This is a genomic window from Roseomonas alba, from assembly GCF_019430885.1.
Lineage (GTDB): Bacteria > Pseudomonadota > Alphaproteobacteria > Acetobacterales > Acetobacteraceae > Neoroseomonas > Neoroseomonas alba.
This window is the reverse complement of record NZ_JAHYBZ010000007.1, coordinates 421,012-445,875: the sequence shown is the minus strand read 5'-3', so window position 1 is coordinate 445,875 and position 24,864 is coordinate 421,012. Positions and strand designations below refer to the sequence as shown.

31 protein-coding genes are annotated in these 24,864 nt (G+C 71.2%); 3 read left to right on the top strand and 28 right to left on the bottom strand.

Annotated elements, in window-relative coordinates; genetic code table 11:
* From KPL78_RS21335 to KPL78_RS21305, 7 genes are all read right to left on the bottom strand, one after another.
* The coding region (locus tag KPL78_RS21335; protein WP_219764970.1) for a phage tail protein at positions 1–1,416 on the bottom strand (1,416 nt) is incomplete at its 3' end.
* Positions 1,417–1,437: 21 nt separating this feature from the next.
* A complete protein-coding gene (locus tag KPL78_RS21330) occupies positions 1,438–1,791 on the bottom strand; it encodes a DUF6950 family protein (protein ID WP_219764969.1) in 354 nt (117 codons plus the stop codon).
* A complete protein-coding gene (locus KPL78_RS21325; protein WP_219764968.1) occupies positions 1,791–2,369 on the bottom strand; it encodes a hypothetical protein in 579 nt (192 codons plus the stop codon). Before KPL78_RS21325 ends, KPL78_RS21330 begins: the two co-directional genes overlap by 1 nt.
* The gene (locus KPL78_RS21320; protein ID WP_219764967.1) at positions 2,366–3,055 is read right to left on the bottom strand and encodes a hypothetical protein; all 690 of its coding nucleotides are present in this window, start codon (positions 3,053–3,055) and stop codon (positions 2,366–2,368) included. The genes KPL78_RS21325 and KPL78_RS21320 overlap by 4 nt, the downstream gene beginning before the upstream one ends.
* 15 nt (positions 3,056–3,070) lie before the next feature.
* Positions 3,071–5,245, bottom strand: coding sequence for a tape measure protein (locus KPL78_RS21315; protein WP_219764966.1), 2,175 nt, complete (start codon positions 5,243–5,245; stop codon positions 3,071–3,073).
* A 1-nt stretch (position 5,246) separates the two neighbouring features.
* On the bottom strand, positions 5,247–5,396 hold the full coding sequence (locus KPL78_RS21310) for a hypothetical protein (RefSeq protein ID WP_219764965.1): 150 nt from the start codon (positions 5,394–5,396) through the stop codon (positions 5,247–5,249).
* Between the two features lie 164 nt (positions 5,397–5,560).
* Positions 5,561–5,938, bottom strand: a complete 378-nt coding sequence (locus tag KPL78_RS21305) for a phage-derived protein YdaY family protein (protein ID WP_219764964.1) — start codon at positions 5,936–5,938, stop codon at positions 5,561–5,563.
* Positions 5,939–5,992: 54 nt separating this feature from the next.
* On the opposite strand from KPL78_RS21305, the gene KPL78_RS21300 reads away from it, so the two are divergent.
* Together KPL78_RS21300 and KPL78_RS21295 are read left to right on the top strand one after the other, a co-directional pair.
* Positions 5,993–6,259, top strand: coding sequence for a type II toxin-antitoxin system Phd/YefM family antitoxin (locus tag KPL78_RS21300; RefSeq protein WP_219764963.1), 267 nt, complete (start codon positions 5,993–5,995; stop codon positions 6,257–6,259).
* Entirely contained in the window at positions 6,246–6,689 is a 444-nt protein-coding gene (locus tag KPL78_RS21295) for a hypothetical protein (RefSeq protein WP_219764962.1), read from the top strand. Before KPL78_RS21300 ends, KPL78_RS21295 begins: the two co-directional genes overlap by 14 nt.
* Positions 6,690–6,692: 3 nt before the next feature.
* On the opposite strand, the gene KPL78_RS21290 is transcribed toward KPL78_RS21295, so the two are convergent.
* From KPL78_RS21290 to KPL78_RS21220, 16 genes are all read right to left on the bottom strand, one after another.
* Positions 6,693–7,649: a phage tail tube protein gene (locus tag KPL78_RS21290; RefSeq protein ID WP_219764961.1), complete on the bottom strand. Its 957-nt coding sequence runs from the start codon at positions 7,647–7,649 to the stop codon at positions 6,693–6,695.
* A 34-nt stretch (positions 7,650–7,683) separates the two neighbouring features.
* A complete protein-coding gene (locus KPL78_RS21285; protein WP_255569263.1) occupies positions 7,684–8,124 on the bottom strand; it encodes a hypothetical protein in 441 nt (146 codons plus the stop codon).
* A gap of 2 nt (positions 8,125–8,126) precedes the next feature.
* Positions 8,127–8,855 (bottom strand): DUF6441 family protein, encoded by a 729-nt coding sequence (locus KPL78_RS21280; protein WP_219764959.1) that lies wholly within the window; start codon positions 8,853–8,855, stop codon positions 8,127–8,129.
* Positions 8,852–9,169 (bottom strand): phage holin family protein, encoded by a 318-nt coding sequence (locus KPL78_RS21275; protein ID WP_219764958.1) that lies wholly within the window; start codon positions 9,167–9,169, stop codon positions 8,852–8,854. Before KPL78_RS21275 ends, KPL78_RS21280 begins: the two co-directional genes overlap by 4 nt.
* Before the next feature lie 11 nt (positions 9,170–9,180).
* Positions 9,181–9,489 (bottom strand): head-tail joining protein, encoded by a 309-nt coding sequence (locus KPL78_RS21270; RefSeq protein WP_219764957.1) that lies wholly within the window; start codon positions 9,487–9,489, stop codon positions 9,181–9,183.
* Positions 9,486–9,620, bottom strand: coding sequence for a hypothetical protein (locus KPL78_RS30380; RefSeq protein ID WP_255569303.1), 135 nt, complete (start codon positions 9,618–9,620; stop codon positions 9,486–9,488). The genes KPL78_RS21270 and KPL78_RS30380 overlap by 4 nt, the downstream gene beginning before the upstream one ends.
* A gap of 19 nt (positions 9,621–9,639) precedes the next feature.
* A complete protein-coding gene (locus KPL78_RS21265; protein ID WP_219765002.1) occupies positions 9,640–9,873 on the bottom strand; it encodes a hypothetical protein in 234 nt (77 codons plus the stop codon).
* Positions 9,870–10,502 (bottom strand): structural protein, encoded by a 633-nt coding sequence (locus KPL78_RS21260; protein WP_219764956.1) that lies wholly within the window; start codon positions 10,500–10,502, stop codon positions 9,870–9,872. The genes KPL78_RS21265 and KPL78_RS21260 overlap by 4 nt, the downstream gene beginning before the upstream one ends.
* 5 nt (positions 10,503–10,507) lie before the next feature.
* The gene (locus tag KPL78_RS21255) at positions 10,508–10,855 is read right to left on the bottom strand and encodes a DUF2190 family protein (RefSeq protein ID WP_219764955.1); all 348 of its coding nucleotides are present in this window, start codon (positions 10,853–10,855) and stop codon (positions 10,508–10,510) included.
* A gap of 84 nt (positions 10,856–10,939) precedes the next feature.
* Positions 10,940–13,051 carry a prohead protease/major capsid protein fusion protein gene (locus tag KPL78_RS21250; protein WP_219764954.1) on the bottom strand — a complete coding sequence of 704 codons (2,112 nt, stop codon included), beginning with the start codon at positions 13,049–13,051 and terminating at the stop codon, positions 10,940–10,942.
* 25 nt (positions 13,052–13,076) lie between these two features.
* Entirely contained in the window at positions 13,077–14,558 is a 1,482-nt protein-coding gene (locus KPL78_RS21245) for a ubiquitin-activating E1 FCCH domain-containing protein (RefSeq protein ID WP_219764953.1), read from the bottom strand.
* Positions 14,555–16,042, bottom strand: coding sequence for a phage portal protein (locus KPL78_RS21240; protein WP_219764952.1), 1,488 nt, complete (start codon positions 16,040–16,042; stop codon positions 14,555–14,557). The genes KPL78_RS21245 and KPL78_RS21240 overlap by 4 nt, the downstream gene beginning before the upstream one ends.
* Positions 16,042–16,278 carry a phage head-tail joining protein gene (locus KPL78_RS21235; RefSeq protein WP_219764951.1) on the bottom strand — a complete coding sequence of 79 codons (237 nt, stop codon included), beginning with the start codon at positions 16,276–16,278 and terminating at the stop codon, positions 16,042–16,044. Before KPL78_RS21235 ends, KPL78_RS21240 begins: the two co-directional genes overlap by 1 nt.
* 12 nt (positions 16,279–16,290) lie before the next feature.
* Positions 16,291–18,198, bottom strand: coding sequence for a phage terminase large subunit family protein (locus KPL78_RS21230; RefSeq protein WP_369412810.1), 1,908 nt, complete (start codon positions 18,196–18,198; stop codon positions 16,291–16,293).
* Positions 18,199–18,202: 4 nt separating this feature from the next.
* On the bottom strand, positions 18,203–18,718 hold the full coding sequence (locus tag KPL78_RS21225; protein ID WP_219764950.1) for a MerR family transcriptional regulator: 516 nt from the start codon (positions 18,716–18,718) through the stop codon (positions 18,203–18,205).
* Between the two features lie 42 nt (positions 18,719–18,760).
* A complete protein-coding gene (locus KPL78_RS21220) occupies positions 18,761–19,057 on the bottom strand; it encodes a hypothetical protein (protein ID WP_219764949.1) in 297 nt (98 codons plus the stop codon).
* 162 nt (positions 19,058–19,219) lie between these two features.
* On the opposite strand from KPL78_RS21220, the gene KPL78_RS21215 reads away from it, so the two are divergent.
* Complete coding sequence (locus KPL78_RS21215) at positions 19,220–19,486, top strand: hypothetical protein (RefSeq protein WP_219764948.1); 267 nt, start codon at positions 19,220–19,222, stop codon at positions 19,484–19,486.
* 51 nt (positions 19,487–19,537) lie between these two features.
* Here the strand turns inward: KPL78_RS21215 and KPL78_RS30375 are convergent, their stop codons facing one another.
* The 5 genes from KPL78_RS30375 to KPL78_RS21190 form a co-directional block, all read right to left on the bottom strand.
* A complete protein-coding gene (locus KPL78_RS30375; RefSeq protein WP_255569262.1) occupies positions 19,538–20,371 on the bottom strand; it encodes a DUF3489 domain-containing protein in 834 nt (277 codons plus the stop codon).
* Positions 20,372–20,505: 134 nt separating this feature from the next.
* Positions 20,506–20,733 carry a hypothetical protein gene (locus tag KPL78_RS21205; RefSeq protein ID WP_219764947.1) on the bottom strand — a complete coding sequence of 76 codons (228 nt, stop codon included), beginning with the start codon at positions 20,731–20,733 and terminating at the stop codon, positions 20,506–20,508.
* Positions 20,734–20,830: 97 nt separating this feature from the next.
* Complete coding sequence (locus tag KPL78_RS21200) at positions 20,831–22,099, bottom strand: site-specific DNA-methyltransferase (RefSeq protein WP_219764946.1); 1,269 nt, start codon at positions 22,097–22,099, stop codon at positions 20,831–20,833.
* Complete coding sequence (locus KPL78_RS21195; protein WP_219764945.1) at positions 22,089–23,555, bottom strand: site-specific DNA-methyltransferase; 1,467 nt, start codon at positions 23,553–23,555, stop codon at positions 22,089–22,091. The genes KPL78_RS21200 and KPL78_RS21195 overlap by 11 nt, the downstream gene beginning before the upstream one ends.
* A 317-nt stretch (positions 23,556–23,872) precedes the next feature.
* Entirely contained in the window at positions 23,873–24,859 is a 987-nt protein-coding gene (locus KPL78_RS21190; protein WP_219764944.1) for a hypothetical protein, read from the bottom strand.
* Between the last annotated feature and the right edge of the window lie 5 nt (positions 24,860–24,864).

The following is a 24,864-nucleotide window of genomic DNA, read 5'->3' as shown; positions in this document are numbered from 1 at the left end:
GACCGCCGGGTTCCAGTCCCACACCGCGGCGTCCTCCTCCTCCAGGGTGAGGTCGACACCCCCCTCGGCGGCGAGCGACCAGGCGGTGACCCGCGCCGGGAAGGGCGCGAGCCGGTCGAGCGCCACCGTTGCCGCCTCCCACGGCCGCAGCCGCAGGGCGGAGAGGTTGGCGGGAAAGGCCACGGTGCGCTGGCGGCGGTTGCGCTCCAGCTCGACCTTCATCAGCCGCTGGACCGTGCTGACCGAGGTGGTGAGCGGGAATTCGAGGTCGCGATAGATCATTTCGCCGCCATCCTGGGCGACGTAGTTGCTGGCCAGCAGCGGCGGCGCGTCGGTCGGCTGCCAGTTGGCGGCCGGCTCGACATAGACAGCGCGCACCCCGTTGAAGAGATCCCGCCGCGGCCGAGCGCCCTGGATGGTGACGTCGCCGCGGAGATCGTCCGAGGTGAGTGTGGCGGCCGGCAGCGCCGGCGCCCCGGCATGGATGAAGAACCGTCCGCCGGAGACCACCAGCGCCCCGGCCATGGCGGCGGCCAGCTTGCGGGTGATGGCGATCTTGCCCTCGGCGAGGGACAGCACGCCGTTGGCGGTGTAGCGGCGCTCGTAGACCCCCGCCCTTGTGCCGACCAGCTCGTCGCAGATGTTGGCGGCGGCCATCAGCGCCGGGATATCGATGTCGGCCCAGGCGGCGCGCCAGCCGAAGGGCACGGTGAGGTACCAGGCGAGCAGCAGAGCTGGGTTGTCGGACCACCCGACCGCGCCGGTGCGCGGGTCGAGGATGGTGTCGGCGCCCTCGACGATGGCGGCGATATTGGGCGGGCCGGCGGGGAAGGCCTCGGCAGTGAGTTTCAGCCGCACCGCGACATAGGCGCGTCCGCGGCCGCGATGCTCAGCGGTCCACTGGCCGCCGGTTTCGGCGATGAGGTTGGCGTCGGCGGCCTGGTCGGGATCACCGAGATGGCGGTCGATGCGCACCAGCCCGGTGAGCGACGGATCGCTCTCGACCTTGTCGCCGAGGAACACCTCGCCGATGGCGCGGACGCGGTGCGCGGCCAGCACCACCACGGAATAGAAGTACCCGTCCGCGCGGCCCTCATCGTCGGTGGCGGAGTGCAGGAAGACGATCGGGCCTGACACCTTGCAGCGGCCGAGGACGAGCTGGTGCTCGGTGACCGGCTGGCGGAAGGCCTGGGTGCGGCCGGCGCCGGGCTGGCCGGCGTCGAAGCCGGCGATCGCGGCCGCCTGCGGGCTGAGGCTGGCCTGCCTTTTCTGCTTTTGCGGAAAGACCGACTGGCCGATGGCGGAGACGATGAAGGCCGCGCCGGCGCCGACCACGGCACCGATGATCCCGCCGCCGACCGCTGCCGAGGCGATGCCAGCAGCGGCGACGGCGATGAGGGGGACAGCGGCAGGCATCGGGCGCGGTCCTCCGAGGCATCAGTCGATGCGCCAGGCAGTGGTGCAGGTGGTGAGCGGGACGCGGACCAGGCCGTGGGGACCGACGAAGGCGGCGCGGCCGCCAGCGACCGCGACGCCGAGGCGGGGCGGGTCGCCGGCGAGGACGACGTCCCCGGGGCGGGCGAAGGCCGGCGGGACGCGCGGGAAGCCCGCGCTGTCGGCCGTCGCCTCGAGCGAGGGGCGCATTCGGATGCGCGCCGGTGCGCCGGTGCAGGCCTCTACGGAGGCGAGGGCAAAGCGCCCGCAGTTCCAGCGATGCGCGTCGAAGGGACGCGTCTCCGCCGCGACCAGCAGGGCTGCCAGCCGCGCAGGCCAATCCGGCAACCGGGCCATCAGCTGGCCGGCAGCCGGATCTCCGCCTCCTGCAGGGCGGGGACGTACTCGAAAAAGCGGTCCCCTGGATACTCGGCCTGCTGGTCGGCATCGGTGTAGCGCCGCACCTCGGCGCGCTCGAGGTCGACGAGGCGGCTCTCGCAGGTGAGCGAGATGCGCGGCTCGGCGCCGTCCACCACCTGCATGGTGTCCATCAGCCCGACCCAGAGCGGGAACGGGTCGGCGACGAAAGCGCCCTCGGCATCGAGCAGCGCGCCCCACAGCCGGGCTGGGCGCAGCCGGAAGGACTGCTCGGCGAGCGCAATGTCGACCACCTCCTGCGGCACCGGCGACAGCGTCAGGGTGATGCGCACGGCGCGCAGCTCGGCGGTCTCCTCGATATCGGAGACGGCGCCGATCGTCCCCATGCCCTCATAGGTCACCCCGGCCCAGTGCAGCGGCCCGAGCCCGGTCCAGGCACGGATCGGGCCGGAGGCGAAGTCGAGCTCGACCAGGACGACGGGGGTGGCGACCGGCGCGGTCGCCGCCGCGGCAGCCTGGGGCGACAGGCGCGGCGTGGCGGTGATGCCCTCCGTCATGGGAGTGCCTCCTCGAGGCGGATGGTAATGGCGGTGAAGCGCCCCGGCCGGGTGGGGTTGGCCCCCTCATCGTCGGAGGCGAGGCGCATGGCGACGGTGGGCGTCGTCAGCACCAACGGCTCGGCGAGCGGGGCCGCGGCGCGCAGCGGCGGGGCGATCGGGATGGTGGCCGTGCCGGTGCCGGAGGCCACGACACCTTCCGTGGCCATGTAGAGCCGGCCGGCGAGGCCAATATGATCCCCCGCCCCGACCGCCACCGCGTTCGGCCACCAGCCCTGCGTTTGCAGGGACAGCGCCCCACGCGCCGCACCGGCCGCCAGCGACGGCGTGCCGCTGCCCACCACCAGCCCCGTCCCATCGGTGAAGATGGTCGCGTCCGAGAAGGAGTAGGGTCCACTCGGGACTTCCCCTTGGCTCCGCGGATCGCCGGTGCGGTACTCGCGCCGCCAGTCCCAGATCCGGACCGTGTTGGCCGAGCCGGCGAGCGCCGCCAGCAGCCCCTCCAGCACCCCGGCCTGGGTGCGATTGAGGGGATCGAAGCTGGCCTCGGCGATCCAGCGGGCGCCGTCGCGGCGCAGCACCTGGGTGGCGCGGCTGACCGGCGAGACGAAGCGCAGCGTGTTGTGCTGCAGGTAGAAGCTCAGCCGCGACGGCCGCAGCGCGGCCGGCCAGGCGTATTCGGTCATGCCGGCCTCTCCCCGCTACCCGCGCACCGTGTCGTAGGCCGCGCCGCCGCGACGGATGGCATCCAGCGTCATCGCCGAGGCCTGGCGGGCGATCTGCCCGGCCAGCAGCCGCAGCCGCGCCTCGACGCCCGCATCGGCACCGCGCGCGTCGATCGTGATGCTGGTGTGGATGGTCGGGCCGCCCGCGCCCGGCGCAGTGCCGTTCGGCAGGACCGTGCCTGCCTGGCGGGGGACGAACCACTCCGGCCCGCGCTCGCCGACGATGTAGGGCTGGCCGGCGGCGACCGGCCCGCCCTCGGCACGGAACAGCCCACCGAGCCAGGAGCCGACATCCGTGAACAGGCTGTCGAAGGAGATCCCGGACAGGCCGGCCGAGACGGCGTTGCCGAGCGGCTCGGTGATGACCTTGCGGGCGAGGATGCGGGTGATGTCCTGCAGCAGGCCCTCCAGCACGGAGGAGAACTTCTCGCCCTTGACGATGGCGTCCTCGAAGGCGCTGGAGAAAGTCAGGCCCAACTCACGGACAGTGTCGGAGGTGCGGGATGCTCCCTCCTCGACACGGCGCTCGGCACGTTCCAGCTCCTCCATCGCCGCGACGGCCTCGCGCTGGATGGTCTCGTCGGGCACCGTCCGGCCAGCCCGTTCCGCCCGCTCCACCAGGCTGGAGAGATTGGCGAGGCGCCGCTGGTAGCGCTCATAGGCGGTCTCGTTCTGCCGAATCAGTCGCTCGCGCTCGCGCAGCAGCTCGTTGAGTTCCCGCTCCGCCTCCCGCGCCTCCCGCGCGCCCTCGGTGCTGGCACGACGGACCGCGGCGACGCGGGGTTCCAGCCGCCGCAGCGCCTCGTCGCGCTCCTGCAGCGCCAGGGTCTCGAGGCGGGTGCGCTCGGCCGCCGTGACGCCACCGGCGGCCTCGGCCTCGCGCAGCCGGCGGACGCGCTCCTCGTATTCCCGGTTGATCCGGAAGCGGTCGTCGAGGTCGCGGGTGAGGTCCTGCACGTCCTGCGTGGCGCGGCGCCGGCGGGCCTCAGCCGCGGCGGCGGCCGCGGTCTCCTGCTCCGTCCGCTGGCGCTCGCCGGCGGCCTGCTCGCCGCGGGTGATCTCGGCCTGGAGTTCCGTGTATTGCTGGCGCAACTCTTCCAGCCGGGTCGCGCGATCGATCCCGGCCTGCTGCTCGGCGGTGCCGACCAGGCCAGGACGGATGCTGCCGCGGCGGACCGGGGCGGTGAGGCTGGCGCGGCCGTCCTGCTGGCTTTCCAGCCGGGCGATCTGCGCGGCCAGCGCCTCGGCCTGGCGGCGCATGCCGGCGAAGCGCTCCTCCTCGCTGAGCAGGCCGGCGCCCTGGCGGACGCCGTCCACCGCTCGTGCGGCGGCGGAGAGGGCGCGGGCGAGCGCGTTCGACAGGCCGATGGCGCGGTCGAGCTGGCCGAGGAAGTTCTCGGTCGCCGCGGTCAGCTGCCCAAAGGCACGGCCGAGCGAGAGCGGCGCGCGGTCAAGTTCGACGCCGAGGCGTTCGGTGGCGCGCAGCAGGGCGGGGAAGACCCGCTCGGCGGTGAGCTTGCCCTCCGAGCCGAGCTTGCGCAGCTCGCCGATCGAGACGCCGAGTTCCTTGGCCAGCCCCTCGGCGAGCAGCGGCATGGCCTCGAGGATGGAGCGCAGCTCGTCGCCCTGCAGCACGCCGGAGGCCAGCGCCTGGGCGAGCTGGAGTGTGGCGCTGCTGATCTCCTGGGTGGAGGCGCCGGAGACGATGGCGACGCGCTGCAGACCGCCGACGAGGCGGACCACCTGGTCGGAGGTGGCGCCGATTTCGCGGGCGGCGATCGAGAAGCGCTGGAAGGCATCGACGCTCTCGGAGACCGCGACGCCGGTGGAGAGCGCGTTGCGATAGAGCGCCTCGTAGACCTGGCCGGCCCGCTCGACTGAGCCGGTGGCGTTCTGCAGGCGGGAGAGGCTCTGCGTCAGTGCATCGCCGGCCTGCACCAACGCGCGCGCCGCGACCGCCACGCCGGCGAGTTGGATGCCGCGGACGGCGACGTCCAGCACTTCGAGGGAGCGCGAGGCCCGCTCGGCGCCGCCCTTGATCTGGTCGAGCGAGCGCTGGCCGGTCTCGCCGACCTCGCGCAGCTCGGCCTTGACCCGGGCGGCATCGTCCAGCGAGAGGCGGACCGAGACGCGGCGGGTGGCGTCGGCCATGTCAGGTCGTCTCCCCCTCGCGGCGGGCGGTGGCGCCCTCGGCCATGCCGATGCGGATGGCGAGCAGCAGTTCGGCGGCGACCCATCCCGACGCGCCCATCTCGCGCGCCGCGGCGAGCGCGCCGGCGGTGTCGAGCGTCAGGCCCGCCATCGTTGCCTCCGCGCAGCCCGTGCCAGCGGCCCAGCAGGCGTGGCCTTCGAGACTGGTGGGGGCCTGCGCGGCGTAAGGGCAAGCGTCGGCGCAGTTGCGCTCCAGGGCGGCGCAGCCGCGGCAGTAGTCGGGCCCGTGGCCGAAGTGCCAGGCGGCGCGGGCCCTCAGCCGTTTCCCTCGGCGGCCACCGCGGCCACCGGCGCCGTGGCGCGGTCCCAGAAGGCGGCGGCGATGTCGTCAAGGTCCATCAGGCGCTCGACCGCCTCGGGGGAGACCGGCAGCTTCTGGCCGGCGGCGTCGCCGACGCCCTCCCAGGCCGTGACGGCGTGGCGGGCGAGCGCCTTGACCAGGAAGGCGAAGGACAGGCCGCGCGACATGTCGGGATCGAGATCCGGATCCGCGATGCGGATCGCAGCGAGCCGGCGTGCGGCGGCGGCCTGCGCCGCCGCCATAACAGCGGTCGTCACGGGCCGGATCTCGACGCGGACGCCGCGCGGCAGGTCGAGCCAATACGGCTCGGCCGGAAGGTCGAGGGTGAGCATGGAAATCTACTCCTCCATGGGTTATGTATTTTGCAGAAACCAAGGAACTCTCCGATGACCGAGCCCATGCTCAAGGTCCCGGCGGCCGAGGCGCAGCGGAACTTCGGCCTCTATCAGGACAAGGCTCTCACCCAGCCGGTCGCCATCACCCGGAACGGGCGGCCACGCACCGTGCTGCTCTCCATCGAGGAATATGAGCGCCTCAAGCGCCGCGACCGCGAAGTGATGCGCAGCGAGGACATGCCGCGGGATCTGGCCGAGGCTATCCTGAAGGCCGAACCGCCAGAGGAGAGCAAGCGGTTCGATCATGAGGTCCGATAAGCCGGCGCTGCCGGTTATCGGCGATGTGATCCGCTACGCGTATCTGTGGAGCCACGAGCACGCGGCAGGACGCGAAGAGGGCAGCAAGGATCGGCCAGCGGCCGTGGTCGCCCTGCTGCGCGGCGAGAACGGTCGTGACGAAGTGGTGGTATTCCCCATCACCTCGACGGCTCCTGTCGAGGACGGAGCCGGTATCGAGATCCCGGCTGCCACCCGGGCGCGGCTTGGCTTGCAATCGGAGCCGTGCTGGGTGGTGGTGACGGAGGCGAACGTCTTTGCCTGGCCTGGGCCGGATCTTCGTCGCCCCGAGACCGGCGAGAATGGTTTCGTCTACGGCAGCCTGCCGCATGCGCTGATGGCGACAATCCGGCAGGCCTTTGCGGCGTGGCGCGCCCGGAAAGGTGCGCGAACGATCCGGCGCACCGAATAGCCGTCACGCGTAACCGGCTGCGGCCTGCTGGTTCTTCAGCACGGCGGACATCATGCGGGTGGCCGTAGCGTTGTAGGCCGCGCGGAACTCGAAGCTCGCCTCCACCCCGGCCGGCCCCTCGACCGGGGTCTTTGCGAGCGCCAGATACACCTCGTGCAGCGTGAAGGTCAGGCTGCGGTTGGCGTCGATCGTGTAGCTGAAGGCGAACTCCGCCGGCGCGTTGTTCTGCGCCTGGGTCAGCAGCGTGGTGTCCGCGAAGCGCGCGGTGATCTGGCCGGTGGTGCGCGCGATGCCGGGATCGACGCCCTCCACCTTCCGGTCGGCGCGGATGGTACGCACCATCTCCATGCCGTTGGCGTAGGTGAGCCGCGCCCCGGTCACCTGGGCCAGCGCAGAGCCGTTCCGGCTGATTGCCCCCTGCGCCTTGTTGAAGGCGGTGTAGGCGGCGCTGGTCGACGTGCCGCCGGAACTCGCGGTGCCGCGCGTCGAGCCCTGCCCCATCAGCCCGAAGGTGGCGGTGGCGGGGCCGGTCGGCGAGAAGTCGATCTCCAGCGTGTCGGCGCGCACCCCGGTGCAGAGATCGTAGTTCGGTACGTCCGGATAGCCGATCTCGATGCTGTTCGAGGGCAGCGCCGCCGCGCCCGAGCCGAAGCTGTGGATGAAGTTCGGGCTGGTGCCGGTCGTGGTCGGCGGGCCGAGCAGCAGGCGCAGCCAGTGGCCGATGTTGACCAGGTCGACCGGCACCACCGCCTGGCCCTGCACGGTGACGGTGTCGAGGAAGGGAGCGGCAGGATCGCGGCTGCTGCCGACGCCGATGACGTCGGCATCGAGCAGCGGCTGCTCCGCGCCGAGATCGCAGGAGAGGAAGGGCATACGCAGCCAGTCGCCCGCGGGCGCGGTGCCGTAGGTCGCCTCGGGGATCATGAGCAGACGGCAATTGGCGCCGATGGCACGGGGCATCGGGGGTCTCCGGGATCAGCGGGGAGGAGAAGCGTCAGGCCAGCGGCGAGCCGGCGACGGTGAAGAACAGCGCGACGGGGACCGAGGCCGCGCGGGCCGCGGCGGCGCCCTCGAACTCGACATCCTCGAAGTCGGGCGCACCGGGCTGCGCCCATTCCGCGCCGCCGCCGAGGGTGCGGTCGGCGGTGATGGCGGCGGCGATGTCCACCAGCAGCGCGTCGAGCAGCGCGGTGCGCGCCGCGGGCGTCGCGCCACCAGCGGTGACCTCGACCTCGGCACGATGCTCGATCGCCCAGGCGAGCGGCGACAGGATCGCCGTCTCCTCGACGGTCTCGCCGTCGCGGATGACCACCAGCCCGCCCGGCGGCAGCCGCTGCGGCACAGTCTCGCCGCGCAGGACCAGAGGCGCCGGATTCCTGCTGGCCAGGAATGAGGCGAGCCGGCTGTGCAGCGCCGCGATTGCAGTCTCGCGCATGCTCACGGTGCCGTCCTCCCGCTCTCGCGCTCCCAGGCCGCGACAAAACGTCCCGGCAACCGACGCAAGCCGCGCTCGGCGGCACCCTTCACGTCCAGCCGCTTGGCGAGCTTCACCTGCGGCAGCAGCAGGAACATCGGCACCATGCCGCGCTGGAGCATGCCGCGCGCCCAGGCCTCGCGCCCCTTGCGATTGCCGGTGCCGATCTCCGCGAGCCCTCCGGCGACCAGCCGGGTGCGGCGGCGCCGGCCGGTCTGCTCGCCCTGCCGGAGCGGCAGGCACCACACGAAGCCCCGCCCGGATTGGAACGGTCGCAGGAAACCCTGGCCGGAGGCGACCATCTGCGCCGGCGTGACGCGCAGCCCCTTCTCGCCCCGTCCCCGGCGCCCCCTGGCCGCGTTGAAGCCGGTCGGGATGGCCAGGAACTTCCGGCCACCCTTGGCGCGGATCAGCGCGCCGCGCTCGAAGGCGTCGATCACGTTCGGCACCTTGCTGAACACCAGCCCTGCCGGCCGCAGTGATTGCCCAGTCCGCGGGAAGATCATCGACCGCCAGGCATTGGCGATGCCCCGCGCGTTGCCGGCGAAGCTGCTGGTGACCTGCCGCCGCAGCTCCTGCTTCACCTGCTCCGTCTCAGCGCGGATCGCCGTCATCGCCGCGCGCTCGCCGGCACGGATCTCGGCCGCGAGCACCTGGCGGAGGTCGCCGACGATGCGGGCCGCGAGCCTCACGGCGCGCCGCCGGGCGGCAGGCCGGTGCGGTGGCGGATGATGGCGACGGCGAGGTCATGCAGCGCCGCCTGGCCGAGGTAGCCGAACACGAAGGCGAAGAGGAACCGGCCGTACTCGTTGAACTCGAGGAAGCCGCCGAGGGCGTAGCCGGCGCTGCCGACCAGCGCGGCGGAGGGCACCTCCCAGGCGAGGCACCAGCCGAAGCGCCGGCGCTCGGGGTTGTTCCAGCGCACGAAGCCTCCGGCGAGGCCGGCCGCGGCGCCGAGCAGCAGGTCGCGCAGGATCTCCAGCAGGGTGAGGGCGTTCTGCGGCATGGGTGGAGCTCCTATCGCTGGCAGAGCACGCGCCAGGCGGTGCCGGAGGCGTCGCGCTCGGCGTGGGTGACGGTGAGCAGGTCGGGACCGAGGACGAAGCTGTCGCCGGCGGCGAGGTCGGGCAGGACGGCGATGGCGACGGAGAGAATGTCGGTGGCGGAAAGGATCTCGGTGCCGAAGGCGTCGGCCACGCGGTCGGGCGACGATCGCAGCACGCGCAGGGCGATCGGCACGCCGGTGCCGCCCTGCCGGTAGACGGCGTCGGCCCCGAGGTTCGGGTCGGCGGCCAGCACGTCCATTGCCGCGGCGAAGGCGTTCATCGCCCGCAGGCTCCGCGGACGCGCGCGCGCAGATCGCCATAGTCGTCGATCATGCGCGCCAGCACCGATCCATTCGGCAGCGCGGCCAGTTCTTCAGCGGCCTGTCGCTGGGTCTGGCCGTCATACGGCACCAGCGCGAAGCAGGCCGGTTCAGAACCGGCCGGAGCGCAGGCGCCCAGCAGCGCCGTCAGCGCGATACTCGGCAGATGCCGCATCGGCTCTCTCCCTGGCCTCAAGGCTGTCCTGGGCCACCTGCCGTTCGATCTCCGCGCGGCCCTGCCGCCGGCCCACGGCCAGCAGGGCGAGCACCGCGCCGCTGCCCGCGAGGACCGCCGCCGCCCAGCCGCCGATGCGGGACCACAGGGCAGCAAGCAGCGCCGTCATGCCGGCCTCCGCAGGCGCCAGAGCAGGACGCCGAGGATGGCGGCGAGGATCACGGCGATGGCGATCATCGGCGCCAGGCCGCCCAGCGCCTGGATCGCCGGCGCGGCCTGGGCCGCGACCGTGGCCACGCCGGCCGCACCAACCGCCACCGCTCCGCGGCCGGTGCCGGTGGTGGTGGCGACCTGCCGCAGCGTCTCCGGCGCAGCCGGCGGTACCCCGGCCATGGTCAGGGCCCGGCCGATCACCGCGGCCGGATAGGTCAGCCCGGCGCATTCATGGGCGATGATCGCCTCGACCAGCGGGCGAAGGTGCGTGTGCCGGTGCAGGTCGATCGCATCATCCGGCCCGACGCCAATCCGCGGCGCCACCACCGCGACATAGGCGGCGGTGTCGTTCTCCACCTTCGGCGCCCAGCGCTCGATGATCGCGCGCGGCGTGCGCAGCTTGTGCCGGTCCTGGTAGGTGACCAGCAGGGCCGCCAGGGCGCGGATGCCGAACTCATGGCTGGTGAAGCGGCAGAAGCGCCCGTCCGTGGGCGGATCGGCCAGGCCCTGCCATTTGTTGGCCGGGACGTGCTCGATGTTGCCCGGATTGCGGTTTCGGTAGCCGCGCGTGACCTTCGGGTCCACGGCGGTCAGGCCCCGCTCGCCGGCACGCGCTGCAGCACCACGCGCACCGTCGCGTCTGCCGCGAGCGAGGCCTGCGTCGCGATCCCCACCTGGAAGTTGCCGGTCGCGGTGGTGGTCAGGCGCCGGTTGGTGTTGTCCCAGAAGAGGCGCGCACCGGCGGTGATGGCCAGCGCCGGCTCCTTGGTGATGTCGAAGACGCCCTTGGTCTGGCATTCGATGACGGCGTTCTGCACGCCATCGACGGCGGCCACGCCGAACAGGGCACCGACCAGCAGGCCGTCGCCCGAAGTGACGCCGCTGGCATAGGGGATGGCGAGCGCCAGGCTGTCACCGGGCTGCACATAGTTGCGCATGGGGGTGAGGTCTCCTCAGAAACACGAAGGGCGCCCAACGAGGCGCCCCGCGTGTCGTCATGGCTGTTGGGGTGGCAGGGACGATCAGGTGCCCGGATTGAACCAGGCGCCACGCCAGTCGATGGCACCGACGCCGAAGTCGAAGATCACCGAAACCTCGACGCCATCCACACCCTGGACATTGCCGGTGGTGACCTGCGGCCCCTCGGCACCGTTGAGGTAGCCGTAGACGTAGACCGGGGCCGCCAGCGGATCAGAGAACAGGTACCAGCGGTTGGCCGGGATCAGCGGCTCGACCAGCGGCTGCACGAAGCCGGCATAGACGTTGGCGTTGCTGGTCTGCGTCGCCTGCACCGACACGGTGAGTTGCCGCGCGGCGAGTTCCTGGTTCGGCCCGACCAGCAGCCGCATCTGCGCACCGACCGCAATGGGCAGCCCGTCGAGGGTCTTCTGGCGCATCACCGCGGCACGGCCGAGCGCCAGGTTCGGGAGGTCGAGCGCGGTGCCCGCACTCGCCTTGTTGGCCCGCGCCGCCGCCGTGCCGAAGACCGGCGCGGCGCCGGTGGTCAGCGTCGGGCCGTCGCCGCTGGCACTGTTCACCAGGGCATAGGCCGTGGCGTTCTCGAAGTCGGCCACGCGCCGGCCGATCATGGAGGCGAAGTCGGTGAAGGCGCCGAGATCGTCATTGACCAGCATCTGCCGCGTGACGCGGATGCGCCGCGCGAAGGTCTGCAGGAAGACCAGCTCCTGGCTCTCGGACATGGTGCCGGCCTGGACCTCGCCATTCTCCGACAGCGGCAGCAGGGTCGGGAAGTCGCCGACGCGCAGGTGCCGGTGCGGCTTGAAGTCACGGAAGTCGCGGCGGAGGAACAGCGTGCGGTAGGTCGGCGCCGCCGGCGCATAGGCCGCCAGCAGCATCTTGTTGGCGGCGGCCGAGAGCAGTGCGGGGAAGTCGCTGGTGGTGTGGAAGGCGCGCTCGGCGAGGATGGTCGGGTTGCGCGGCACGTTGCGCTCACCGCGGGCGCGCAGCAGTTCGCCGATCATGTCGGAGGGGCGCCAGCCGAGGAACTCGGTGTGGCGGCCGGTGGTGGGCGCCTGGTAGCCGGGCATGGTGCGGACGGCCAACGCCTCGGCCATGGCGTCCAGGATCTGCACCGGATCGGCGTTGGAGAGGCCGGTCTCCGGCCGCGCCGGCAGGGAGGGGCGGGCAGCGCCGCTGGTGAAGGCCTCCCACAGGCGGCCACGCAGCACCTCGGGGGAGACGCGGTCGCGAATGGCGGCCTCGCGCATCGTGTCGAGCATGTCGGGGGTCACCAGGCCGCGGGCGGCGGCGAGGACCGGCTCATAGCCAGCGATGCGTTCGACGGTGGCGCGTTCGGCCTCGGCGCGGATGGCGTCCAGGTCGGGCGCCGGCGGCACCGCGCGCGTGGGCTCGGGCGGAGCGGTGGGCGGGGTGGCGGGTGCGGTGGTCACGGTGGTCTCCTGGGGCGGGGCGGTGGGCGGCGCGGGCGGCGCCGGCGCGGGATCCGGCGAAGCCGGCGTCGTCTCGGGCAAGGTGGGTTCCTCGGTGATGGTCAGGGCGGGTTCGATGGCGGTGGCGGGGGTGCCCTGGTCCCCCTCGCCCCGCACGACAGCGGCCGCGTCGACCGGGACCGGCACGATCGAGATCTCGTAGGGCTCCCAATCCACCGCGCGGTGGATGGTCTGGCCCGTCCTCGGGTCTGGCCGGGGCTCGTAGTGATGCACCCGGTAGCCGACGCTCACGCTCTGCAGCGTACCGTCGGCGACGCGCTGCCAGACCGGCTCGACGTCATCGGCGCCGCTGAATTGCAGCGTGGCGTAGCCGCGGCCGGCCTCGAGGCGGGCCGCGGTAACGCGGCCCAGCACATCCCGCGTGCCGGCGCGCCGGTGGGTGTCCAGCACCGGCGCCCGGCCGGAGCGCAGCGCGTCCATGCGCACCGCCTCGGGCCGCATGTCGAGCTCCTCGATGATGGGTCCCAGCGGGGGGACGAAGTTGCGAGCCCGGGCGCCGGTGCTCCACACCACCTCGACGGTGCGCGCGGCGCGATCGACGGTGACGGGTGCGGCGAGCGCGCGGCAGGCGGTGATCGACTGCCCAACGGCGGGCAGTCGATCGGGCGCAGGTTCTTGCTCCGGCGCGGGGGAGGTCCCGCCTGGCTCGATCGGCTCAGTCATGAGGAGTTCTCCTGGGCAGCGCCGATCAGGGCGCGGCGAAGCCCTGCGCGTTGACGTAGACCTGTGCGCCGGTGGTGAGGCAGGCGACGTTCATCGCCGTGGCCGCGGTGCCGCGCAGCGGCGTGGGAAAGGTGATCTCGACCGGGGCCGCCATCGCCGCCGGCAGCAGCTGGCGCCAGATCACGGTGGCGCCGTCCTTGATCACCACCTCCGTGGCGACCGTCGCGTGCGCGTTGCGGATGTCGATCGAGGTCACGTAGTTCCGGATGCCGGCCGCGGCGGCCGCCCTGAGCACCACGTCGGTGGTGTTGATGATCCCGCCCGCCACCGCGGCGTACTGCCAGTCCGCCTCGGGGATGGCGTAGGGCTTGGTCACCAGCGCGCCGATCAGCGTCGCCAGCAGGTCCACGCCGCGGGCGGTGGTGACAGCGGTCGGATTGGCCGAGTATCCGGTCGCCGCCAGCACCGGCACCGCGCCGCTGGTGTTGCGCGCCTGCCCACCAATGGGTGTGACCGCGTTCAGCACATTCACGCCCAGCCCCTGGCCGGCGACCGACTGGCCTCGCCCGGCGGTGATTTCGGTCGTCAGCTCGGCGTAGTCGGCGATGGTGACGAACTGGACCTTGATGTCGGTGTTCGACGCCGGCGCGAGATTCCGCGAGACCGAGGCCCAGCCAGTGTTCAGATAGGCGCCCGAGAAGGTCGAGCCGACCAGATCGAAGCTGTTCGCGTCGATCACCGTGATGGTGAAGCTGCCATTCGCCCCGGGCACGCCCGATACATCGGCGACCGTCACCACGTCGTTCGTGGCAAATCCATGTGCCGCGCGCGTAATGCGCACGGCGCCGGAGCCGTTGTTGGCGACCGCCGAGATGCCGCTGATGTACTGCCGGTTCCGCACGCGGATCCGAAAGCGATACAGCGCATTCGGCTCCGGGATCTGCTGGTGGCGGACATAGGAGTTCGAGCGCGCTGCCGTGGTGTCGAGCAGCCTTCCGTGGAAGTAGCATTCGTCGTTGGTCGGCTCGAGCTCCAGCACCGACCAGCCCGCCGGCGCCGTGGTCGGGATGGTGCTGCCCGAGGTGCTGCCGAGACGCGGGGCGCCCTCGCTCTGCACCTCGTAGTTCGCGAGTGTCGCGCTGGCGCCATCCAGCCGCCAGGCCGCCGCGTTGCGCCCGTCCGGCTGGCCGGTGGTGGGGTCGATGCTGACCAGCTCCAGCCAGACGGACTGGCCGACGATGCGCTGGCTCATGTTCACCGCCACCATGACCCGGAGTGGGATGGTGAAGGTGGTCCGGCTGGTGAGCGTGAGCTCGTCATCGAGCGTCGTGCCAGTGGAGATGGTGACCGCGCCATCGGCGACGGCGTGGGTGATGCCGCCGCCGATGGCCGCCACCTCCCAGCGTGCCGGGTTGATCTCGGTGCCGTTGAAGCTGTCGCGGAACTTCTTCTGCATGCTCTTGATCTTGAGCATGTCGTCGGTCCAGTCGTAGGCGCCTGCGATCATGGGGATGCTCCTGGGGTGGCGGCAGCATCATCAGACCGGGGGGATGCAGCACCGGTGGCGGCGATCTCGATGGCGGCAAGCTGGGCGGCGTCCTGCGCGGCGCCCGACTTGGCGACGCGGCGCGGATCGCTGTCGAGCGAGAGACCCGCCTCATCGAGTAGGGCATTGGCCTCGCGGATCATCTCGACCACCTGGCGGAAGTCGTAGCCGAAGGCACCCACCGCCTCGGGCTGCGGCACGAAGCCGGCGCGGACCTGGGCGATGAGCGCCGTGGTGTCCTTGAGGGGATCGATCATCTCGTGCGCCGGCGGGACGTGCGACAGGCCCTCCGGCACCTCGGCACCCCACAACCCCAGCAGCGCGCCCTGGGCATGGAAGCGGTTGGCGATCGGCCGCACCAGCATCGGGATGAGCATGCCGTACTGCACCTGCTCGCAGAGCCGGCGGAACTCGATCTTGCCGGCGCGCAGGCTGGAGTAGTTCGCCTGGGTGAGGTCGCCGGCGACCTGGTCATAGGTCAGGCCGGTGCCGACGGCCGATGCCTCCAGCGCGCGCCTCGCAAAGGCGGCATGGCTGCCACCGCCGGAGGGATTCACCACCTCCACGGATCCCATGCCACGGCGATAGAGGATCATGCCGGGCTCGAAGCTCTCGACCGTGCGGCCCTGGGCATCGCGCAGCAGGCCCGAGGCCGGACCAGTCATGGCGTCGTCGCCATCCTCGGAGACCACGGCCGCCAGGCAGGCCTCGATCTTGGCCTTCATGAGCAGGGCGGCCTCGTAGTCGCCGAGATCGCGCAGGCGGGTCAGAACCGGGGCGAGCCAGGAGACGTCGCGCAGCTGGCCGGGGCGGCGCTTGCGGTAGACGTGCAGCACGTCCCGCGCCGGCACCGCCTCGCTGGTCAGGCGGCCGCCAGAGGGGATGAGCCACGAGGCGCCGGGATGGATGCGATGCAGCCAATAGGCGGCCGGGGCGCCGGCCTCTCCCAGCGCGATACCCTGCAACGTCGGCAGTCCCTCCACCACGCCGTTGCGGGCGGTGTCGAGGTGGTCGCTTTCCAGTACCTGCAGCCGAAGGCCGATCGGGTTCGCGCGCGTGATGTCGGCGGGCAGCAGGCGGACGAAGCATTCGCCGCTCTCCACCACGGCGCGCATGACCAGGGCCTGGATCCCATAGAGGTCAAGCCGCCCCTCGGCGTCGCAGGCGGTGCTGTCGGACCAGCGCCGCCAGGCCTCGGCATGCGGCTTGTCCGGCCAGCGGGTGGTGATTCCCGCGCCGACGGCATTGCCGGTCCAGAGATCGACGATGCGCGCGGCATACGGATCGTTGCGGACGGCGTCACGGGCACGGCGCGCGACGGTGGAGGCCGCCGCACCGACCTCCGCGGTCGCGCTGCTGCCGGACGCCGCCCAGCTCGAGGCGCGGCTGTCCTGCGCTGCGGCATAACCACGCAGCGCGTGCCAGGCATCGCGGAGACGGCCCATCACTTGGTTCCCGCGCGGGAGAAGCTGGCGAAGGTCACGTTGGGGCGGCGTGCGGCGGTGTTCTCGGCCGCGTGCAGCACCGACAGCGCCCGGCCGAGCTCATCCAGCGACCGGTATTCCACCGTGCGGCCGTCGAAGGTCACACGCGTGGTGCCGCCGGTGAAAGCCGCGGCCAGGACGGCGGCGCGGCTGCCGGCAGGCTGCGCGAGCGCCCAAGCGAGGACGGTCGGGTCCATGCGCATCCTCCCTCAGCGAAGCCAGTTGCCGCGCGGCGCCAACCAGCCGCGCGGGCGCTGGGTGTCGGGCGCGGCCGGCGGCTGCGGTTCAACAGGCGTCGGCACGGGTGCTGCCGCGAGCGGCGCATCCGCCGCCTCATCCCGCAACCGCGTCCAGAACTGCTCGCCATAGCGATCCGCGCCCAGCAGCCAGAGCGCGGCGCGGGCGAGCACGGCGCAGTCCAGCGCCTCGTTCCGTTCCCGCAGCTTGGCCCATTCCTGCCGGGCGAAGCCGCGGCGGTCCTTCGTGGTGCGCAGCTGCTCGGCGACCAGCTGCTTGATCCACTCCACCTCGATCGCGCGCGGCAGATGCACCCAGCCGGGCGGCAATTCGTCTGCGTCGCCGCGGCCAAGCCAGAGCCGGCGATAGAGATCGGCCTTCCAGGTGGAGACCGAGACGGTCCAGAGCTTGAGCCCTCGCCGGAGCTTCTGGCCGTTGACCAGCGCGTCCACCGGGGTCGGGCCCTGCACCGGCTGCGCCCGGTTCCAGCCGTCGATGCCCTTGGTCGGCGCGATGCGCGGATCCCGCAGGCGGCGCAGGTGGCCATAGACGGCGGCGGTGTCGCGGCCGCCGGTGTCGACGCAGAGGCGGGCGATGCGCATCGCGCCACCACCCTGGCGCGGCCAGTCGCGCGCCAGCACCCGGGCGAGTTCGTCCCAAGGCTCGCGATCCCGCGGGCTGCCGGGGATCACCGCGTGATCGACCAGCCAGGAGGAAAAGCCCTCGGCCCAGCCCCAGACATCGCACTCGAGGCGGTCATCCTGGACGTCGACGCCGGCGGTGAGCACCAGTGCGCCGGGCGGCACCACACCGATCGGGAAATCTTCGCGGCGCTCGACCAGGCGCTCCCAATCCGGCGCCTCGCCCTGCTCCTGCCAGGTCTCGCCCAGCACCGTGTTCTTGAAGGTCTTGATGTCCTCGGGCTTGCCTTGGGCGGCCTCCCAATCCCGGGCGATTTGCGCCCAGGACAGCCAGCCCACCGGCGAGTAGAGCGCTGAGATATGGAAGCCGATGGTGTGCGGATCCTGGCCCTCGGCCGTCGCGCGCCATTCCCCGCCGCCGAGCATGGCGGTCTTGTCGTGCTCCTGCATCGGGTGGTCGCAGGCAGCGCAGTGATACCGCGCCGTCTCCGGCGCGCCCTTCTCCCAGAGCAGGCGCTCAAAGCGCAGCCACTGCATCTCGCCGCACGCCGTGCACGGCACGAAGAACCGCCGCTGATCGCTGGCGAGGTACTCGCGCTCAATGCGGCTGCGGCCAGCAATGGTCGGCGTGCTGACCAGGAAGGCCTTGCGGCGCCAGCCGAAGGTGCGGGCGCGCGCCTCCGCCAGCGCGATGGGGTCGCCCTCGCCGGCGACATCGCCGGGATAGGCGTCCACCTCGTCGAGGAACAGAAACCGCGCCGTCATCGAGCGCAGCCCAACCGCGCTGTTGGCGCCGGTCAGCACCAGGATGCCGCCGGGGAATTCTTTCGACAGCATGGTGTTGCCGCTGTCCCGCGCCCGCGCCGGCGCCACCCGCTCCCGCAGCGCCGGCGTTTCCTCCAGCAGCGGGTCGATGCGCTGCCGCGAGAAGCGCTTGGCCAGTTCCACGGTCGGCTGCACCGCCAGCGCGGGCGCCGGCACGTGGTGCATGATGTAGCCGAGCCAATTATTGCCGCTTTCCGTCGCGCCGACCTGCGCGCCCTTCATGAACACCACCCGGCGTGCCGGATACACCGCCGACAGCGCGTCCATCACGTCCTTGAGGTAGGGCGTGCGGCTGGTGCGCCAGGGACCGGGTTCCGCCGACGCCCGGCTGCCGAGCATGCGGTGGCGCTCGGCCCATTCCGAGACGGTGAGCTGCGGCGGCGGGCGGAGCATGGCGCCGACGCGGCGGCGCACATGGCTACGCGTCCGGGGACCGATCCCCTCCGAGGCCTGCTGGGTCGAAGCGATCGGCCGCCTCCGTCAGCAGGTCGTTGATGTGGCTCTGCAGAATGGTCTGCAGCAGATGCGGGTCGACGTTGATCTCGGCGGCGATCAGGCCGGAGACGCGGGCGGGCCAGTTCAACAGCGCGTCGCGCATCGTGCTGCCGATCTCGTCGAGCGCGGCATTGGCCTCGGTGACATCCACCAGGCGGCGCTTGGTCTCGTCCAGCGAGAGGCGCTGCGCCTCCACCTTCAGCGCGAGTTGCGCGACCTTCAGTCGGGCGAAGGGCGTGCCCTCGGCGCCGGCGCCGCTGGCCAGGGGAGAGCGGGCGGGGTCGGCGGTCTCCACCAGGCGGCGGCGGGTCCCGTCGATGTCCCACTGGCCGTCCGGCTCGCGGGCGATGCGACCGGCGCGTTCGGCCTTGTGGATAGCGGTGTCGCTGACGCCGAGGCGACGGGCGGCCTCGCGCGTGGAGGCGGTCAGTTCCGGCATGGCGGCGACCTCCCGCCGCACGAGGATGGGCTACGCGCGTGCTTACCGAGGGCGCAGTGCGTGCTGACGGGCGGCTTCAAAGGCGGTGATGGCGGTGGGCCAATCGAGCGTGGCGCCTCCGCCAAGCATCTGCACCGGCGCGAGGGCCACGCGGCGGCGCGACCAGTAGTTGCCGTCCAGCGTGGCGAGCCAGCCGGCCAGGCCCTGCGCAGCGAGCGCCACGGCGGCGGCTTCTACCTCGGCCTCGCTGGGTGGCGCGGCGCGCCCCATGGTCACGTGCCGGCCGTCCTGCGCGAGGATGATCCAGCGTCGCTCCACGAACCGCGGCTTCTGGCTCATCATCGTCTCCGTCGTGGCGCGGCGGGATGCCCTGCGCGTGACGGACGATTCGCGCTGTATCGGAACGCAGCCAACTCGAATGATCGATGTGCTCTGTAGGGTTTCGATGGGCGCCGCGATGCGCGATATGCATCATTGCGCGACGAGCGGAGGACGGCGGAGATGCCACAGCCGAGTGCGCCGAAGGACATCGAGAAGATGGTGGAAGCGACCGCGAAGGCGATGGCGCTCGCCGAGCACCGTTGCGGCACGCCACGCATGGTGAAGCTGTATATGGATGATGCGCGGAGGGTGCTGCTGGACGTCGCCATGGCGGCGAAGCGCCTGAACTGGACGCCCGATGAGCTGGTGCGTGCGCTCAAGCCTCCGAAGCGCCCGGCAAGGTATTGGGACAAGCACGAAGGCCCGCCGCTGCGCGGCGAGCCCTGATCAATCCCGCTCGGCTTCACTCCGCCAGTGCGTAATATGCGGAGTCAAAGATTATGCATTATGCGGAGCTTCGCATAGTGCGTAGATGGTGAAGGAGCCCTTCGCGCCCGTCTTGTTGGGGCCGACCATCCGCTCGCGCGACTTCACCTCGACCGCGTGGCCCTTCTTCTTGAGCCCGGCGAAGAAGCCGCGGACCGTGTGCTGCGCCCAGCCGGTGGCCTCGGCGATCTGCGCGACGGTGGCGCCCTCAGGCCGGCGCAGCATGGCCAGCACCTGCTCCTGCTTCGTGCCCTCGCGCGGCTTGCGCGGCGCGCCGGGCTCGCGGGCGACGCGGGGAGGCTTGCCGGCGAGCAGCGTGCGCAGCGCTTCCATCGGCGCGTCCAGAGCGCCGATCATGTCGCCCTCGCGGTTGGCCTCGTCATCCCAGGCGGAGAGGATCGCCGCGGCAGCGTCGCGCAGGCTGGCGCGCGGCGTGACGGCGCGTGCCGCGAGGGCCCGGTCGAGCAGGGCGGTTTCCTCCGTCAGGGGCGCGGGCTGGGCGGCTTCGGGCGGCGGGGTGTCCTCACCCTGCGGCGCCGGGGCCTCGGCGCCCGCGGGCGCCGTGTCGGCCACCGCGTTGCCCTCGTTCGGGTCGACGCCGATGGCGCGCAGCCCCTCGTCGGTGATGTGCGCCACGATCCAGGTGCCGTCGTCATCCTGCCGCCAGCCGAGGCCGACATGCTCCCGCGGCGCGTTGATCTCGGTCAGCAGGTTGTTCTTGATCAGGCTGCGGAACACCGCGTTGCGGGCGGCAGCCGGCAGGGTCTTCGGCGCGCGGGCGAGGCCCATCTCGTGCTGCGCGGCGGCGCTGAGGATCACGCGCTGGGTGTCGGAAAGCTTGGTCATCGTGGTGGTCTCCGGTTCCGGGCGCCGGTCATCGGCCCCTACTGCCGGGAGCCCCGCCGGGCAGATCCCGGTCGGGGCGGTGCGGGAGTGGCCCGCGCCGAGTTCCCATCGCAGCAAGCTGCGATGGGGTCCCGTCAGAGGGCGTATTCGCCCCGGCGGAAATGCTGGTCCGCGACGTCCTTCAGCTTCGCGGTGGCATCCGAAAGCCAGGCTGCTTCGCCCCAACGCACCGTCTCGGGGTCCGCGCCGAAATGGTCCTCGCTGGCCTGCTGGAGTTCCGCGAGGAGGGCGTCGAATTCCGCCTTCTTCGCGAGGAAGGCGGCCAGGCTGTTTTCCTGGTTGCGGGCGGCGCGGTCGGTCATGGTCGTCTCCGTCGTGGTGCAGGGCCTCCCCTGCGTGTGACGGACCATTCGCGCCGTGGCGCGCACGAGCCAAGCAAGATGCAGCGTCGTGAGATTGCTATGATTCGGCGGTCTGGATCACATCATGATCGATGATGCCGCGGGCCGCGGCGATGTCGGCGAAGACGCGATCATCGCCTTCCAGCACGGCCGCCTCGCCGGTCGTCTCCTGCCAGCGCCGCACGATGACATCGGTATAGGCGGGGTCGATCTCCAGCAGGACGGCGCGCCGCCCGGTGCGCTCCGCCGCGATCATGGTGGTGCCCGAGCCGCCGAAGCAGTCCAGCACCGTGTCGCGCGGCTTGCTGCTGTTGCGGATTGCGCGCTCGACCAGCGCTACCGGCTTCATCGTCGGATGCAGGTCGTTGCGCGCCGGCTTGTCGAAGTGCCAGACGTTCCCCTGGTCGCGCGCGCCGCACCAGTAGTGCTGCGCGCCGGCCTTCCAGCCGTAGAGCATGGCCTCGAACTGCTGGTGGTAGTCGGCCCGACCGAGCGCGAAGGTGTTCTTCGCCCAAATGATGGTGCTGGACCACTTGCCGCCCGCCTCCTGCCAGACGCGATGCAGCGTCGGCCATTCAGACGAGGACATGCAGACGTAGCAGGCGCCCTTGGTGACCGAGAGCATGTTGGCCAGTGCCGGCCGCAGGAACTCGGGAAACCCGCCGCCGAGTGCGTCATTGGCGATGGTCATCTTGGCGGCGGTGCCGCCCTCGTAGGCGACATTGTAGGGCGGATCGACGAAGCCCATGTCGGCGAGATGGCCGGCGCCGAGGGCGCGCTGCACGTCGACCAGCTTCGTCGCGTCGCCGCAGAGCAGGCGGTGCTCGCCGCAGCGCCAGAGGTCGCCGGTGCGGGTGACGGGCACCACGGGGGGCGGCGGGGCCTCGTCAGCATCATCGCTAAGGCCGGCATCGGCGGCCGCCAGCAGCCGGTCCAGCTCCATGCCCGAGAAGCCGAGCACATCCAGGTCGACCACCGCCTCGTCGCGGATGCGGGCGATCTCGGCGGCGAGCAGGCCTTCGTCCCAGCCGGAGTTCAACGCGATCTGGTTGTCGGCCAGGCGGAGCGCCCGCGCCTGCGCGGGCGACAGATGGCCGAGGCGCAGCACCGGCACGGAGGCGAGCCCGAGCTGCTTCGCAGCCATGACGCGGCCGTGGCCGGCGATCAGCATGCCCTCCGCGTCGATCAGCACCGGGTTCACGAAGCCAAACTCGGTGATGGAGGCGGCGATCTGCGCCACCTGCGACGGCGAATGCGTGCGGGCGTTCTCGGCGTAGGGGACCAGCGCTGCGACCGACAGAGTCGAGACGACGAGATCAGGCTGCATTGGCGGTGACCTCCGTTCGCGCCGCGGCGACGGCATCGTAGTCGCGGCCATCGTCGGCCAGCGTCACGGGCAGATCGGGATGCAGCATCCGCCAGCGGGCGATCGCCAGGTCGACATAGGCGGGCGCCAGCTCGATCGCGCGCACGCGGCGGCCGGTGCGCTGGCCGGCGAGGATGGTGGTGCCGCTGCCACCGAACGGCTCGAACACCACCTCGCCCTCATCCGTGTAGGTCCGCATCAGGAACTCCGGCAGCACCACCGGGAACACTGCGGGGTGTTCGGTCTCGATGCCGCGGCCCTTATGGCGGGTCAGGCGCAGCACGTTGTCCGGGATCCGGAAGTCCTGCACCGGCATGCCGGCATGCTGGTATTCCGAGATGGTCCCGTCGGCAGCGCGCAGGCCGCTGCCCTTGTTCGGCGTGCCGGCCCATTTGCAGGGCACGATCTTGTTCGCCTGGCGGGCTTGGCGATTGAAGTGGAAGACGAACTCGAAGGCGGGCGCCAGGCGTCCATTCCAGTCGCCGGGCAGGCCGGGCCCCTGGTCCCAGGTGTAGAGCCCGAACCGGCGCCAGCCGTGGGCGCGCATCCAATCGAGCCAGCCGGCCCAATAGTGCTGCCATTCGTTCTCGCGATGGATCAGGCCGAGGTTCACCAGCACCTGGCCGTCGGGCCGCATGGCCGCGTCGAGATGCTGGAACACGCCCTGCATCAGGACGTCCCAATCCGTGCCGCCGCCGGTTGTGTAGTCCCGCTGGTTCCCATAGGGCGGGCTGGTGAACAGCAGCGCGGCGCGGTCCTCGCCCATCACGCGAGCGACCGAGGCAGCATCGGTGCTGTCGCCGCAGAGAAGGCGATGCTCGCCCAGCAGCCAGAGGTCGCCCGGGCGGGTCACGGCCTGGCGCGGCGGTTCCGGATCGGCGTCGGCGGGATCGTCCGCCCCAGCCCGATCACTCGGAGCGCCAGCATCTTCGCTCACTGCGGTTCCGCCCGTCGCGACAGCAGATTGATCGGAGAACTCTGCTACGGCCTCCTGCGCCATGGCGAGGATGTCGGCGATCTCAGCTGCCCCGAACCCAGTGAGTTCCAGCTCGACAGTATGATCGACCTGCAACCCGGCCAGCGCATCGCGCAGCAGCGCCTGGTCCCAGGTGGCATTCTCCGCGATCCGATTGTCGGCGAGCCGCAGTGCCTCCTTCTGCGCCGCGGACAGGTGCCGCAGCACAATCACCGGCACCTTCGCCATGCCGAGCGCCGTCGCGGCTTCGAGCCGACCGTGCCCCGCGATCAGCACGCCGTCCTCGTCCACCAGCAGCGGGTTGGTGAAGCCGAACGCCAGCATGCTGGCCTTGATCTGCTCCAGCTGCTCGGCGCTGTGCACGCGGGCGTTGCCGGCATGCGGGCGCAGCTCCGCCACCGGACGCAGCAGGATCTTCGCCGCCATCCAGGGGAGCGTCATCTGGCCATCCGGTTTGCAGGAGGTTTGCAGGGCCGCGGCGCGGCGTCGGTTTGCAGCTAACGGTTTGAAGCGGTGCGGAAAGGCTGCAAACTGCAAACCATATTTTCGGCCTGGCGCTAGCGATGTTGCGCGCTTCCGCCCCCCGCATACAGCGGGGCCAGGAAGGACCCTGCGGCTCGAGAGCCACTGTGGCTGATCAGCGAGCGAGTGGCTCGGGAGCCGCGGTGCTCGACGCACCTTCTCGACGTGTCACCATCATACCTAACTCGATTTGCGCGCCGCCACGGGGTGAATTGTAACGGCGAGTGGGTTGCCGCTTACGCCCACAGACCAGTTGGCCTCAGCGTGAAAGCCCGCTTTGCTTCGAGATCGGAGACGAAGTCCTGCCACAAGGCAGGTCCCATTCGCCTCGCAGCAAACGCGCCGGCAGCTGCGACAAAGCCTCGGAGAACGATGGAGAGGTTCTCGATATAGCCGGACAAGATGGTCTCCACGGCGTTGCCGTAACCAAGGAACAACGCCTCCCGATAGTTTGCCTTCCCCCGATACCTGATTGCCTGGTGCATGAAGCATAAGCTGCGGGAACGGAGCCGCGCATCTCGAAGCTCGCGGGCAGCTTTGGTCCTGAAGTTTTGCACGCCAAGCGCCCTGAAGTCCTTCGATGTTCGAAGTGCCTCCTCTGTTCGCCAAGCCCACCAACTGACGCTGCCTCGTAGGTACGACCGGCATGCAGCGTGCGCGTCGTCGACAGTACGGGGGGTCGTCGTCAGTGCGGCACTGAAATCCTGACCGGGGAACTGCGCGATCTCAGATGCGGCTTCGCTCTTCACCAAGCTCGATACGCGGAGTGCGAATGGGCTGGGAGCTAAACCCCGTGCAGCAATCTGCTGGTCCCAGCAATTCGCTGTTCCAGCATGGTCATCCTGGAAAGAGCCATCCTGAGCGACCACCATCGCCGAAGCAGCCGAGTAGATGCCGTAGTACCAGGTGATGATGCCCACTCGCGCAACGTCAGCGCTTCGCGGCACACTCATCATGGCTTCCAGCGCCGAAAGCTGGTGAGCCGCGAAGATCATCTGCTCAAAAATGGAGTTCTCTTCGTGCGTTGTCATCTGGCGTCTCTGCACGCCGCTATAGGTCTTCGCGGCTTCCTTGAAGGAGAGCCCCGAATCCGCCACGAGGAGTGCCAGCGCCCGCATCCAGTTTGCCGTCGACGGCAGTGCGAATTGTGGATCGGGAGCGCCATTCGGCTCGGACAGCGTGCCCTGCTCAACAATGCGGCGATAGGCGGAAAATTCGGTCATCGGAG

Bases quoted from the DNA above. Each gene is read 5' to 3' on its own strand.
- KPL78_RS21245 (WP_219764953.1), bottom strand. From the start codon at position 14,558: ATGATCGCAGGCGCCTACGACTGGACCGACGACATGCTCAAGATCAAG.
- KPL78_RS21275 (WP_219764958.1), bottom strand. From the start codon at position 9,169: ATGCCGCAGAACGCCCTCACCCTGCTGGAGATCCTGCGCGACCTGCTG.
- KPL78_RS21235 (WP_219764951.1), bottom strand. From the start codon at position 16,278: ATGGACCCGACCGTCCTCGCTTGGGCGCTCGCGCAGCCTGCCGGCAGC.
- KPL78_RS21320 (WP_219764967.1), bottom strand. From the start codon at position 3,055: ATGACCGAATACGCCTGGCCGGCCGCGCTGCGGCCGTCGCGGCTGAGC.
- KPL78_RS21300 (WP_219764963.1), top strand. From the start codon at position 5,993: ATGACCGAGCCCATGCTCAAGGTCCCGGCGGCCGAGGCGCAGCGGAAC.
- KPL78_RS21290 (WP_219764961.1), bottom strand. From the start codon at position 7,649: ATGCCCCGTGCCATCGGCGCCAATTGCCGTCTGCTCATGATCCCCGAG.
- KPL78_RS21330 (WP_219764969.1), bottom strand. From the start codon at position 1,791: ATGGCCCGGTTGCCGGATTGGCCTGCGCGGCTGGCAGCCCTGCTGGTC.
- KPL78_RS21225 (WP_219764950.1), bottom strand. From the start codon at position 18,718: ATGCCGGAACTGACCGCCTCCACGCGCGAGGCCGCCCGTCGCCTCGGC.
- KPL78_RS21305 (WP_219764964.1), bottom strand. From the start codon at position 5,938: ATGCTCACCCTCGACCTTCCGGCCGAGCCGTATTGGCTCGACCTGCCG.
- KPL78_RS21200 (WP_219764946.1), bottom strand. From the start codon at position 22,099: ATGCAGCCTGATCTCGTCGTCTCGACTCTGTCGGTCGCAGCGCTGGTC.
- KPL78_RS21255 (WP_219764955.1), bottom strand. From the start codon at position 10,855: ATGCGCAACTATGTGCAGCCCGGTGACAGCCTGGCGCTCGCCATCCCC.
- KPL78_RS21195 (WP_219764945.1), bottom strand. From the start codon at position 23,555: ATGACGCTCCCCTGGATGGCGGCGAAGATCCTGCTGCGTCCGGTGGCG.
- KPL78_RS21215 (WP_219764948.1), top strand. From the start codon at position 19,220: ATGCCACAGCCGAGTGCGCCGAAGGACATCGAGAAGATGGTGGAAGCG.
- KPL78_RS30375 (WP_255569262.1), bottom strand. From the start codon at position 20,371: ATGACCAAGCTTTCCGACACCCAGCGCGTGATCCTCAGCGCCGCCGCG.
- KPL78_RS21285 (WP_255569263.1), bottom strand. From the start codon at position 8,124: ATGCGCGAGACTGCAATCGCGGCGCTGCACAGCCGGCTCGCCTCATTC.
- KPL78_RS21295 (WP_219764962.1), top strand. From the start codon at position 6,246: ATGAGGTCCGATAAGCCGGCGCTGCCGGTTATCGGCGATGTGATCCGC.
- KPL78_RS21205 (WP_219764947.1), bottom strand. From the start codon at position 20,733: ATGACCGACCGCGCCGCCCGCAACCAGGAAAACAGCCTGGCCGCCTTC.
- KPL78_RS21220 (WP_219764949.1), bottom strand. From the start codon at position 19,057: ATGAGCCAGAAGCCGCGGTTCGTGGAGCGACGCTGGATCATCCTCGCG.
- KPL78_RS21310 (WP_219764965.1), bottom strand. From the start codon at position 5,396: ATGGCGGGCCTGACGCTCGACACCGCCGGCGCGCTCGCCGCGGCGCGC.
- KPL78_RS21325 (WP_219764968.1), bottom strand. From the start codon at position 2,369: ATGACGGAGGGCATCACCGCCACGCCGCGCCTGTCGCCCCAGGCTGCC.
- KPL78_RS21240 (WP_219764952.1), bottom strand. From the start codon at position 16,042: ATGGGCCGTCTCCGCGATGCCTGGCACGCGCTGCGTGGTTATGCCGCA.
- KPL78_RS21250 (WP_219764954.1), bottom strand. From the start codon at position 13,051: ATGACTGAGCCGATCGAGCCAGGCGGGACCTCCCCCGCGCCGGAGCAA.
- KPL78_RS21315 (WP_219764966.1), bottom strand. From the start codon at position 5,245: ATGGCCGACGCCACCCGCCGCGTCTCGGTCCGCCTCTCGCTGGACGAT.
- KPL78_RS21190 (WP_219764944.1), bottom strand. From the start codon at position 24,859: ATGACCGAATTTTCCGCCTATCGCCGCATTGTTGAGCAGGGCACGCTG.
- KPL78_RS21270 (WP_219764957.1), bottom strand. From the start codon at position 9,489: ATGAACGCCTTCGCCGCGGCAATGGACGTGCTGGCCGCCGACCCGAAC.
- KPL78_RS21265 (WP_219765002.1), bottom strand. From the start codon at position 9,873: ATGACGGCGCTGCTTGCTGCCCTGTGGTCCCGCATCGGCGGCTGGGCG.